Source organism: Paenibacillus yonginensis (genome assembly GCF_001685395.1).
In the GTDB taxonomy this organism is placed as follows: Bacteria; Bacillota; Bacilli; order Paenibacillales; family Paenibacillaceae; genus Fontibacillus; species Fontibacillus yonginensis.
Window position 1 is genome coordinate 3,384,098 of the sequence record NZ_CP014167.1, and the last position, 12,503, is coordinate 3,396,600.

At 51.0% G+C, this 12,503-nt stretch carries 5 protein-coding genes, 2 tRNA genes and 3 rRNA genes; all 10 read right to left on the reverse strand.

From position 1 onward, the window contains the following. Positions 1-17: 17 nt before the first annotated feature. Positions 18-3,093: ribosomal RNA gene (locus tag AWM70_RS15345) — 23S ribosomal RNA — on the reverse strand. Between the two features lie 301 nt (positions 3,094-3,394). Then, positions 3,395-3,470, reverse strand: a tRNA-Ala gene (locus AWM70_RS15350). A 42-nt stretch (positions 3,471-3,512) separates the two neighbouring features. After that, positions 3,513-3,589, reverse strand: a tRNA-Ile gene (locus AWM70_RS15355). Between the two features lie 37 nt (positions 3,590-3,626). Then, positions 3,627-3,743: ribosomal RNA gene (gene rrf, locus AWM70_RS15360) — 5S ribosomal RNA — on the reverse strand. A 118-nt stretch (positions 3,744-3,861) separates the two neighbouring features. Then, positions 3,862-5,416 (reverse strand): 16S ribosomal RNA (locus tag AWM70_RS15365). Together the 16S, 23S and 5S rRNA genes with 2 tRNA genes alongside form the textbook arrangement of a ribosomal RNA operon. A 349-nt stretch (positions 5,417-5,765) precedes the next feature. After that, the gene (locus tag AWM70_RS15370) at positions 5,766-6,635 is read right to left on the reverse strand and encodes a nucleotidyltransferase-like protein (RefSeq protein ID WP_151208763.1); all 870 of its coding nucleotides are present in this window, start codon (positions 6,633-6,635) and stop codon (positions 5,766-5,768) included. A 199-nt stretch (positions 6,636-6,834) separates the two neighbouring features. After that, on the reverse strand, positions 6,835-8,550 hold the full coding sequence (locus AWM70_RS15375) for a glycosyl hydrolase family 18 protein (protein WP_068697854.1): 1,716 nt from the start codon (positions 8,548-8,550) through the stop codon (positions 6,835-6,837). Between the two features lie 257 nt (positions 8,551-8,807). Beyond that, positions 8,808-9,233: a peroxide-responsive transcriptional repressor PerR gene (gene perR, locus AWM70_RS15380; RefSeq protein WP_068697856.1), complete on the reverse strand. Its 426-nt coding sequence runs from the start codon at positions 9,231-9,233 to the stop codon at positions 8,808-8,810. 119 nt (positions 9,234-9,352) lie between these two features. After that, positions 9,353-11,224 (reverse strand): DUF4097 family beta strand repeat-containing protein, encoded by a 1,872-nt coding sequence (locus tag AWM70_RS15385; protein WP_169823456.1) that lies wholly within the window; start codon positions 11,222-11,224, stop codon positions 9,353-9,355. 111 nt (positions 11,225-11,335) lie between these two features. Then, positions 11,336-12,253: a prenyltransferase gene (locus tag AWM70_RS15390; RefSeq protein ID WP_068700729.1), complete on the reverse strand. Its 918-nt coding sequence runs from the start codon at positions 12,251-12,253 to the stop codon at positions 11,336-11,338. Between the last annotated feature and the right edge of the window lie 250 nt (positions 12,254-12,503).

The following is a 12,503-nucleotide window of genomic DNA, read 5'->3' on the forward strand; positions in this document are numbered from 1 at the left end:
ACTTTGGTGGGTCCATTTTGGATAAGCCCTCGACCGATTAGTACTGGTCAGCTCCATGCATTGCTGCACTTCCACCCCCAGCCTATCTACCTCGTCGTCTTCAAGGGGTCTTACTAATTGGGAAATCTCATCTTGAGGGGGGCTTCACGCTTAGATGCTTTCAGCGCTTATCCCTTCCGCACTTAGCTACCCAGCTGTGCTCCTGGCGGAACAACTGGTGCACCAGCGGTGCGTCCATCCCGGTCCTCTCGTACTAAGGACAGCTCCTCTCAAATTTCCTACGCCCACGACAGATAGGGACCGAACTGTCTCACGACGTTCTGAACCCAGCTCGCGTACCGCTTTAATGGGCGAACAGCCCAACCCTTGGGACCTACTTCAGCCCCAGGATGCGATGAGCCGACATCGAGGTGCCAAACCTCCCCGTCGATGTGGACTCTTGGGGGAGATAAGCCTGTTATCCCCAGGGTAGCTTTTATCCGTTGAGCGATGGCCCTTCCATGCGGTACCACCGGATCACTAAGCCCGACTTTCGTCCCTGCTCGACTTGTCAGTCTCGCAGTCAAGCTCCCTTTTGCCTTTGCACTCTTCGAATGATTTCCAACCATTCTGAGGGAACCTTGGGGCGCCTCCGTTACTCTTTAGGAGGCGACCGCCCCAGTCAAACTGCCCACCTGACACTGTCCCCATACCGGTTCACGGTACTAGGTTAGAACTCCGATACGATCAGGGTGGTATCCCAACGGCGCCTCCAAGGAAGCTTGCGCTCCCTCTTCCTAGGCTCCCACCTATCCTGTACAAATCGTATCAAAGTCCAATATCAAGCTGCAGTAAAGCTCCATGGGGTCTTTCCGTCTTGTCGCGGGTAACCTGCATCTTCACAGGTATTAAAATTTCACCGGATCTCTCGTTGAGACAGCGCCCAAGTCGTTACGCCATTCGTGCGGGTCAGAATTTACCTGACAAGGAATTTCGCTACCTTAGGACCGTTATAGTTACGGCCGCCGTTTACTGGGGCTTCAGTTCATAGCTTCGGAGTTACCTCCTAACCACTCCCCTTAACCTTCCAGCACCGGGCAGGCGTCAGCCCGTATACTTCGCCTTGCGGCTTCGCACAGACCTGTGTTTTTGCTAAACAGTCGCTTGGGCCTTTTCACTGCGGCCCCCTCGGGCTATTCACCCTACCGAGGCACCCCTTCTCCCGAAGTTACGGGGTCATTTTGCCGAGTTCCTTAACGAGAGTTCTTCCGCGCGCCTTAGAATTCTCTTCTCGCCTACCTGTGTCGGTTTACGGTACGGGCACCTTCACCTGGCTAGAGGCTTTTCTTGGCAGTGTGAGATCATGACCTTCGCTACTGCAATTTTCGCTCCCCATCACAGCCCAAGGTTATGTAGCACGGATTTGCCTATGCTACCCTCTCACTGCTTGGACGGACATCCATCAGTCCGCGTCACTACCCTGCTGCGTCACCCCACTCGCTCATAACGGTTTACGGTGGTACAGGAATTTCCACCTGTTGTCCTTCGACTACGCCTGTCGGCCTCGCCTTAGGTCCCGACTTACCCTGAGCGGACGAACCTTCCTCAGGAACCCTTAGGCTTTCGGCGGATCAGATTCTCACTGATCTTTTCGTTACTCATACCGGCATTCTCACTTGTGTACTCTCCAGCGCTCCTTACGGTACACCTTCAACGCATACACAACGCTCCCCTACCCCTGAATCGACTTCACTCCAGCTTCGAAGTGATGTGTCTAGCCCCTGGAGCATTTGGCCGAAACCTCTGAATTATTTCAGATGCTGCTTTCGGCAAAAATGTCTCGGTGCCTCACCGCCTCAAAGAAGCAGTGAAGTCGATTCAAGCCATAGCTTCGGTGGTGTGTTTAGCCCCGTTACATTTTCGGCGCAGAGTCACTCGACCAGTGAGCTATTACGCACTCTTTAAATGGTGGCTGCTTCTAAGCCAACATCCTGGTTGTCTGGGCAACTCCACATCCTTTCCCACTTAACACACACTTGGGGACCTTAGCTGATGGTCTGGGCTGTTTCCCTTTTGACAATGGATCTTAGCACTCACTGTCTGACTCCCGGTTAATCAGTCTATGGCATTCGGAGTTTGACTGAGCTTGGTAACCCTTGCGGGCCCCGCACCCAATCAGTGCTCTACCTCCACGACTGTACCACCGAGGCTAGCCCTAAAGCTATTTCGGGGAGAACCAGCTATCTCCGAGTTCGATTGGAATTTCTCCGCTACCCCCACCTCATCCCCGAACTTTTCAACGTTCGTGGGTTCGGGCCTCCAGTGCGTGTTACCGCACCTTCACCCTGGACAGGGGTAGATCACACGGTTTCGGGTCTACGCCCACGTACTATACTCGCCCTATTCAGACTCGCTTTCGCTGCGGCTACGGCTTCTCACCTTAACCTTGCACGGGAACGTAACTCGCCGGTTCATTCTACAAAAGGCACGCCATCACCCTGCTGACGAACAAGTTCGCAGCATAGGGCTCTGACTTCTTGTAAGCACACGGTTTCAGGTTCTCTTTCACTCCCCTTCCGGGGTGCTTTTCACCTTTCCCTCACGGTACTGCTTCGCTATCGGTCACTAGGGAGTATTTAGCCTTACCAGATGGTCCTGGCAGATTCATACGGGGTTTCACGTGCCCCGCACTACTCGGGATCCGTCTCGGAGGGAATAGACTTTCGGTTACAGGGCTTTTACCTCTTCTAGCGGGCCTTTCCAGACCTCTTCGCCTACCCTATTCCTTTGTAACTCCATGTGAGACGTCCCACAACCCCAAGAGGCAAGCCTCTTGGTTTAGGCTCTTCCGCGTTCGCTCGCCGCTACTGACGGAATCACTACTTGTTTTCTCTTCCTCAAGGTACTTAGATGTTTCAGTTCCCCTGGTCTGCCTCTTCATTACCTATGTATTCAGTAATGAGTGACTGGCTATTACACCAGCCGGGTTTCCCCATTCGGACATCCCCGGATCAAAGCTTGCTTACAGCTCCCCGAGGCCTTATCGTTGTTCGCCACGTCCTTCTTCGGCTCCTAGCGCCTAGGCATCCTCCGTGTGCTCTTAGTAGCTTAACCAAATCGCTCGGATTTTGGGTCAACACGCTCTGTTGTTCCCCGGTTTCTTATTTGAAATGAATCAAGGTTGAAACCGACTCACAAAGGATCGATTGCCTCCAAAATGCCTCGCTCTACAGTTAGCACTTCACTTGTTCACTACGATCACAAGTTCAGCTAAAAAAGAATGTTCTAATTCGCATTTGTTGTTTCGTTATCCAGTTTTCAAGGATCAAAGCAGTTTCGGAAAACTGCGAACCTGTGTGAATTTCGATCAAACTATTTAGAATGATAAAATTCATGCAGTTATTTGAATCAATTATGGTGGAGCCAAGGAGGATCGAACTCCTGACCTCCTGCTTGCAAGGCAGGCGCTCTCCCAGCTGAGCTATGGCCCCATACTATACTCCAAAAGGGAATAAACTTATGAGAGTTAGGAATGGTGGGCCCTAGTGGACTCGAACCACCGACCTCACCCTTATCAGGGGTGCGCTCTAACCAGCTGAGCTAAGGGCCCTAACTTACTATATAGTTGTAACCCTAGTTAGGGTTGCGCTTGGCGACGTCCTACTCTCCCAGGACCCTGCGGTCCAAGTACCATCGGCGCTGGAGGGCTTAACGGTCGTGTTCGGGATGGGTACGTGTGGAACCCCTCCGCCATCGCCACCAAACGCACTGCTTGAAAGAGGCTTGCTCTCTCAAAACTGATCAACGAGTGAGAATATTTTGGTTAACTCATGGTTAACCGGTATTTGTACCGCTTCGCTGCGGAAGCGAGGTACTCCATAGAAAGGAGGTGATCCAGCCGCACCTTCCGATACGGCTACCTTGTTACGACTTCACCCCAATCGTCTACCCCACCTTCGGCGGCTGGCTCCCTTGCGGGTTACCCCACCGACTTCGGGTGTTGTAAACTCTCGTGGTGTGACGGGCGGTGTGTACAAGACCCGGGAACGTATTCACCGCGGCATGCTGATCCGCGATTACTAGCAATTCCGACTTCATGCAGGCGAGTTGCAGCCTGCAATCCGAACTGAGACCGGCTTCTAAAGATTCGCTCCAGATCGCTCTTTCGCTTCCCGTTGTACCGGCCATTGTAGTACGTGTGTAGCCCAGGTCATAAGGGGCATGATGATTTGACGTCATCCCCACCTTCCTCCGGTTTGTCACCGGCAGTCACTCTAGAGTGCCCAGCCTTACCTGCTGGCAACTAAAGTCAAGGGTTGCGCTCGTTGCGGGACTTAACCCAACATCTCACGACACGAGCTGACGACAACCATGCACCACCTGTCTCCCCTGTCCCGAAGGAAAGGCCTATCTCTAGACCGGTCAGGGGGATGTCAAGACCTGGTAAGGTTCTTCGCGTTGCTTCGAATTAAACCACATACTCCACTGCTTGTGCGGGTCCCCGTCAATTCCTTTGAGTTTCAGTCTTGCGACCGTACTCCCCAGGCGGAATGCTTAATGTGTTAACTTCGGCACCAAGGGTATCGAAACCCCTAACACCTAGCATTCATCGTTTACGGCGTGGACTACCAGGGTATCTAATCCTGTTTGCTCCCCACGCTTTCGCGCCTCAGCGTCAGTTACAGCCCAGAAAGTCGCCTTCGCCACTAGTGTTCCTCCACATCTCTACGCATTTCACCGCTACACGTGGAATTCCACTTTCCTCTTCTGCACTCAAGTCACCCAGTTTCCAGTGCGACCCGGAGTTGAGCCCCGAGATTAAACACCAGACTTAAATGACCGCCTGCGCGCGCTTTACGCCCAATAATTCCGGACAACGCTTGCCCCCTACGTATTACCGCGGCTGCTGGCACGTAGTTAGCCGGGGCTTTCTTCTCAGGTACCGTCACTCGGATAGCAGTTACTCTACCCGACGTTCTTCCCTGGCAACAGAGCTTTACGATCCGAAAACCTTCATCACTCACGCGGCGTTGCTCCGTCAGACTTTCGTCCATTGCGGAAGATTCCCTACTGCTGCCTCCCGTAGGAGTCTGGGCCGTGTCTCAGTCCCAGTGTGGCCGTTCACCCTCTCAGGTCGGCTACGCATCGTCGCCTTGGTGAGCCGTTACCTCACCAACTAGCTAATGCGCCGCAGGCCCATCCACAAGTGACAGATTGCTCCGTCTTTCCCAAGAAAGTCATGCGACTCTCTTGCGTATCCGGTATTAGCTACCGTTTCCGGTAGTTATCCCAGTCTTGCAGGCAGGTTGCCTACGTGTTACTCACCCGTCCGCCGCTAAGTGGATCAGGAGCAAGCTCCCGATCCACTCCGCTCGACTTGCATGTATTAGGCACGCCGCCAGCGTTCGTCCTGAGCCAGGATCAAACTCTCCAATAAAGTTTGTTTAGCTCATTTTGAATCTGACGAGATCGAATCGCCTCAAATCGACATGGATTTGAAGGTCATCCAAAACTCGATATATTTCTCACTCGTTGTTCAGTTTTCAAAGATCAAACCAGCGATTTTGACTCGCTTTTGTTCTTCACCGCATCTCAGCGGCGACTTTTATAATATATCACGTTGCCGGCTATTCGGTCAAGCATTTTCTTCAAAAACTTTTAAAGCGTTATTCGCTAACCCTTAAGAGTCTTCATCTGCCCATTTAGCGGCGAGTTATAATTTAACACACGCTTGATAACCAAGTCAACACTTCCCACTGGATTTTGTCAGAACGTGTAGAACAGGCTTAAGCCCAATATAAAATCCCCTGTCCGTGCCCTGTAACTTCTCTGACCTTCCCATTCGTCGTCTGCTTTACAACCGAGCGGTAAACGAGCTTGCGGAGCACCATTGGCAGCTCCTCTCTTACCTCCTGCAGCTCAGCTTTATGCATGAGCTCCTGCAGACTCCACGGCTCCTTGCGGCTTCGAAGAATCCTTAGAAGCATAACGCAGCTATCCGTCATTTTGGAGGTCGCCGAGAATTCGAAGGCAAGCAGGGCCAACTGCAGACGCTGCTCCAGCGTCTCCGTACTGCAGCTCATTTCGGCATACAGTTTATAAGATGGGGTATTTAAGGCATGCAACTGCTCCCAAATCTGCTCTTCCGCCCGTATATTCCTCTCCAGCAGCTCTAAGCGTCCCAAATGCTGGAGTCCGCGCACCACAGCCGCATAAGCATCAAAAAAGTGTCCTTTCTGATTCAAGGCTTTGGCTTCATTATAAAACTTCAGGAAGCGGGCAAACTCTTTAAATTTACGTTTCTCTCTTACCGTTAATTCAAAATCAATAATTTTCCCTCTCAATTGCTCCAGTTCCTCCCGCTCATCCCATATAATCTCCCCCTGAAAAAAACAGCTCAGAAGCTCGGCATTTTCACCTGTGATGACCCATCTCTCCAGATCATTACTGGTTACATAGATCAACTGGTAATCAAACAAACCGATCCGAGCATGTTCGGGTTCAGGTTTCTCTTCTATATTCTTGCATACAATAAGAATCAAAAAATCAAAATCAAGCATAATCGCATCATGATTGCCGTTTGCTGAATGGCGGAAGCCAACTGCTCCAAAGGTATGCTGACCTATCATTTCTTCATTCATGAACAATGGTTTCACGGTACCCTCCCTGGCGGTTTGGCGTCGCTTCGCAAAACTATCGATACATAAAAATTCTACAGACGGTGTCAGTTTCCTCCTTTTTCTCTATGCCAAATCCACCCCGCTTCCCATGCAAAAAAACTGCGTGAGAAACGAATATCGTTTCCCCCGCAGCTGAGAGCAGACCAGAACTTTCACTAAATGATAAGCTGAACGATTAATCTCCGTTGACTTGTCCAAGAACGGTCCATGCTTCAGTAGACCCGAAGCTTCTGGTCCAGGAAGCAATTCCGGCCAAATGCAGGTTCTTCACAAGTGCTACACGCTGAGACAGGGAATCCTTGTCTTCCAGCCATATTTTTTTGACGGCGCCATCCTCTTTGTACTGAACGAAGTTCTGTCCAGTATCGTCAGCCTTCTCAGGCTTCAGTCCGTATTGCTGAATAATGCTCTGCGCCTTGCTCATCCCGATCGCTTTGGAGCTTACCTTGGTCTCCCCTTCTTTGGCAGTCTCGGTCCAAACGCGCGTATAGAGCGGCACCCCCAGAATCAGTTTGGAAGGCGGCACGGCATCCTCGGTCAAAATCTTGTTCAAAGCCGCTTCTGTCCAAGGGAGAGAAGCAACCGAGCCCGCTACGGGACTCGCCGCCCAGTGCTCGTCATAAGCCATAAGCGCCATATAATCGATTACTTCGCTTAAAGCCCGCCGGTCCAGAAACTTCGACCAAAGCTCGCTATCCGACTTCGGCGTAACATCCATGGAAACAACAAGCCCCTGAGCGCGGGCCAAAGGTCTTAACTCCCTCATGAACTGCGTGATGTTATCGCCGTCTGTTGTTTTTACATTTTCAAAATCAATATTGATGCCGTCCAGGTCCAGCTGCTTGGCATAACCCAGAAGCTGCTTGATAGCTCTTGTTCGGGTTTCAAACGTAGCAAACGCAGGGGTCGTCAGGTCGGGACTAAAGCTGTTGCTGTATACTCCCCATACCTGCATGCCCTCGCTGTGGGCCGATTTCACATAGTTGGCGTCGCCCTTGCTCTTGACGTTGCCTTTCGCATCCGCCAGTTCAAACCAGGTTGGACTGACCACGTTGATCCCCGGGAGGCTCCCTACATTCTTTGGATTGGCCGGCACCTGATACACCGCTTCCCAAGTCATATTGATTCGTTTGTTCTGCCAGGCTTGAACGGCTGGAAGCATCTTCGGCTGTTGTTTCGGAACAGCCTCTTTCTCCCCCGGCGTTACCAGCTTCGTACGAATGAAGCCCGTCTCCCCGCTGTCCATCTGGGCATAATACCAATCGCCCTCGCGGTTCAGAATTCGCAAATGAGCTTCCGGAGGCACATCGGCTACGATCGGCGAGTGAATGGAGGCTCCCAACCGAAGCGGGGAGGTTTTCCCCCTCTTATCCGGCTTCGCTATGGCATGCTGCATGCTTTCTCCCGGCATAAACACCCGAACAGCTCCTGAAGATTTGTCCTCCTCCACCTGGATTCCATATATCTGTTCAAGCAAATCCACGGGCACATAAACGACTTCGCCCTGCTTAGAGGGTGCCGTTTTAAGCTTCAAAGCCGCGTTGTTCAAGGAGGCTTGTGTGTTGCCGACACGCACGCGCACCAGCTTGTCGTCCGTTGCCATTATGACCGATTCCGTTTCTTTCTCATAACGGACAGCCCTATCCATTTTAGCCTGAATGACCGGTAAAGGAAGGCTTAATGAAGCCCCGGTGCCAGCCGCGGAGTATTTCTCAACCTCATCGGCAAAGAAGATCGGCTTGTCCATTCCCTTCCATTCGGGGGTCAGATGTGTATAACTAGGGACAAAAATTCGATAGACTATAAACGCTGATAACAGAAAAATGACCGATAACCCCAGCTTGCGCCACGGTTTCCTACTACGTCTTCCCCATTTGCTTTTGCGGCTCATCTTGTATTACAACCTCCGTATCGACGTTAAACATCCTAGCAAACTAGAGCGACTCTTCCAAAAGAAACAACTCTACTAATAGTTTATTCGGGTTATGTTACAGGAATGCGTAAATTTAAAATTTATAGACTAGTTCATTTCATTACTAGAATGACCCTACGTTTTTCACCCTGTAAAAAAGGAAAGACGTGAAGAACTCCTACCGGGAATTCCGCACGTCCTTGTTTAAAATTCAATATAGAAGGTTACGCCCTTGCTTATTGGGCCAGGCATTCCTGGCAAACGCCATACAACTCAAGCCGATGGCCGTATACCTTAAACCCGGTCGCCCGCTCAGCAGCCTCCTCCACTTCATGCAGAGAAGGATACATAAAATCTTTAATTTTGCCGCACTGCTGACAAACTACATGATAATGGTCGGAAACGTCCGCGTCAAACCGACTCGAACTGTCGCCATAGGTGAGTTCGCGTACCATGTTGGCTTCAATAAAAACTTTAAGATTGTTGTATACAGTAGCAACGCTCATGTTGGGAAACCTCGGTGCTAACGCGCGATATATCTCATCAGCCGTTGGATGCTCCATCGACTCCATTAAGAAAGAAAGTATTGCGTGGCGCTGCGGCGTGATGCGGACACCGTTTGTTTTCAGCTGCTCCAGGGCATGATGCACCTTTGTAGACATGATGTCCACCGCCTTTTTTCAAAAAGTTTACAAAGTAAAAATCGGATTAATTTTATTGTACGTTTCTGTTAAATCTTTTGTCAACGCATAGGGAGGCTCTCCCTCCTGAAAAAGAGAAGTCAATTTTTAGTCGGCTGCGGGTCCAAAGCGTTAATGGATTCCTTATAAATGAACACATTGCTGTTGCCGTCCAGATTCACTTTGTATTCGCCGGTGCCCCACACGCCTTTAATCGTTTTGTTCTCAACCGGGAACGGCAAATTGGTTTCGATGCCTCCATATCCGCTCGAAGCTTCTAGGGTGTAGTCAGCCTGTTCAGGCAGCGTGATGCGCAGTTCACCTACCGCGCTGTACACGTCCCAATCCCCGCCGACAACATTGGACTTCACTTGGACCATGCCGTTTAAGGTTTGAGCATTCAGCGTTTTGGGGACCTCTTCGATGTCCAGATTCCCGTTTTTGGTATTGACGTCAATGTCTCCTGTCGTATTCATCACCGCAATATCGCCAACCAGCGCCGAGAGCTTCAAATGGCCCTGCACATGATCTGCCGACAAGTTCCCGCCCTGGGAACTCGCCGCAAGGTTCCCCTGGAATCCGGAAACATGAACGTCTCCATTCAACGTAGATGCCTTAAAGTTGCCGAGCAGGTTGATGAGATCGATTTTGCCGTTCCCAGTCTCCAGAACAACATCGTCAGCGGCCAGATTCTTAACCAGCAGATTGCCGTTGGTCGTTGTCACGTTTAGCGTTAAGCTGCGATTAAACGGAATTACAATGTTCATGTTGACTTTCGGATGGCGTTTGCCGGACGGCCCGTAGCTGGCATCTCTCACCTTAAGTCCCAGCGTCCCCCCAGGCGCTACTTGCACTTCGGTCTGATCCGCTATACTGGCAGCCTCCTGCAGATTCCCGCTGTCCACGTATACTTTATATTGGACTTGAACATGAAAAACAGCTTCCCTGCTGATTGTAATATTGCCGTTTATGCCGTCAACAGACAGCTTGCGTGTTTCCGATGGCAGCGAAATTTCAAGAGGCGGTTTGGTTACCGCGTAACCTGTCTCCTCGCTAAACTCCATACTGGCTGCCGTCAGATCCAGACTGACCTTCTTCCACAGCTGCACATAATGGTCCTGTTGGGTTATCGCAAATACAGAGGCCGATGCGATCAGAGTCAGCAGCATGCCTTTTAAATCAAAGCGAACGCGGCCTATGCCGGTCCCATTTCGTTTCCTGCGAACCCGCAGGATATTGATAATAGCTTCAACGCCAAGGAGGATCAGCAGAACCGGCCACCACCGAAGCAGCAGCAGCATGGCATCCCGGTTCAAGCGAAGATCCAGAATAAGCAGCACGGCAACTCCTGCCGCAAGCAACGCTGCCGTCAACCGACCCGTCCGCTTGAATTTGCGCCGGCTTTCCCCCGCGGTCAGCAGGGCTGCGGCAGCAAGGAAAATGACAGCGACCGTATAGCCGGCATAATCCCGGATAAAGCTGCTGAGCCATGCCGGCTGCTGCCGCAGCAGAAACAGAATCAAGCCGCCACCGATCAGCTGCGCTCCCAAACCAAGCCCCCGCCATAAATTCTGCACAGGCGTCCGTTGTGTTCTTGCAATCCCGCTGCGCCGGGCGTTCCAATAATCCGTCGACTGCAGCACATCATAAATGCTATAGAAATAAATAACAGGTATCAAAAGGGCAAGAAGAACCAGCAGCGGAACATTAATATGCATCCTTACGGATGAGAAATAAACAAGCGAAGCTGCATCAATAAGCACAAAATAAATGAGCGCTATACCTTTACCCAGCTCTCTTAAATAAAGATGACCCAATCCGGGAAAAAGAGCTGTAAGCAGCACGGAAATCAGCTTAAGCTTCCGTCTTCGCGGTTTAAAGCCGCTGCTCCTGGAGCTTCCATCACTTCCATCCTTCTCTTCCGCATCCTCTCTATGTCTGCTCCCGTCCTCCGGGAGAATGTCGTCTACCATGTTGAACTCAACTCCTATGTCTGGCCTTGCCATAAGGTTATAATACCCGATTTTGCAATGCCAATAAAAGAAACCTCCCAAATCCGCAAGGGAAATATGGAGGTTCTTGAACTAAATCAAACTATCCAGGATCAAAGCTGCCGACATGATGATACCGCACCACATGGAAGCTTTAAGCGATGCGCCCATAAGAGGCAAATAAGCTGGGGAAGGATTTTGGGCCTGAAGACCCCGATATACCCGGTACAGCGGCAGCACAGACAATAGAGCCAATACCGCATAGAACGGCAGTATTCCGGCAAAAATACACACCAGCAGCAGCACATAAGCGAGCACCGTCATGATACGCGACAGTACAAGCGCCTTTCGCTCTCCCCACACGACTACCAGAGTTCGTTTCCCCACCTGTTTATCACTCTGCCAATGCAGGAAATGATGGTTAAACAAAAGCAGCGTCGTCAAAATTCCAACGGGTAAAGACAATAAAACGGAACGCAGGCTGAATTCTCCGGTCTGCACAAAATAGGAGCCGGTTACCGGCATAATACCGAATGCAAACAGGATCGCCACTTCACTGTAACCCATGCCCCGATAGCCGAACCGCAGCGGCGGCGCCACATAGAAATAAGCGATGAGCGCTCCAACTACTACGAAATACAGCAGTTCCCAGCCGCTGAACACGCAAAGCAATACGCCGCAGACCACGGCGAAAGCGAGGAACAGCCAGGTAAGCGTCGCGAAAGCTTTTTCCGATACAATGCCGCCTGTCAGCAGCCCTGAATGGGTGGAAACCAAATCGGAATTCTCCTGGGCTGCTGTATCCGTCCCATTCCGATAATCCCACAGATCGTTAATCATATTGGAAAAGAGATGCGCCGCTCCTGCCCCCAAAAAAGCCAGAATAAATAAAACCGGATGAAACTCCTGCTCCCACACATAAGCTGCCGCCGTTCCCAACACAACCGGGACCAGCATCACCGGGAGAGAGTAAAACCGGGTAGCTTTAAGAAATAACTGCCACTTGCTCATAGCCACCTCAGGTGCCCCCATTCTACACAGAAAAAATTTATAAAATCACAATATGACATTATACCGCTGTTTAAGGTTCAGGAACATGAAAAGGATTTTGTAAGTTCTCCAGCTGCTGGAAAAAGGCCCTCCTGTCCAATCTCCCCGCAAAGCGAGCGCCGCAGGAGCGGACTGGGACATGACCCGGAAGAAGTGTGGAATGCCGGGGCTTAGAAACTTATAAGCGCGAATAAAAAAGTGCCCCCGCTGG

Excerpts from the sequence above, each read along its gene's own strand:
- perR (WP_068697856.1), bottom strand. The coding sequence starts at position 9,233 with ATGTCTACAAAGGTGCATCATGCCCTGGAGCAGCTGAAAACAAACGGT.
- AWM70_RS15375 (WP_068697854.1), bottom strand. The coding sequence starts at position 8,550 with ATGAGCCGCAAAAGCAAATGGGGAAGACGTAGTAGGAAACCGTGGCGC.
- AWM70_RS15390 (WP_068700729.1), bottom strand. The coding sequence starts at position 12,253 with ATGAGCAAGTGGCAGTTATTTCTTAAAGCTACCCGGTTTTACTCTCTC.
- AWM70_RS15385 (WP_169823456.1), bottom strand. The coding sequence starts at position 11,224 with ATGGTAGACGACATTCTCCCGGAGGACGGGAGCAGACATAGAGAGGAT.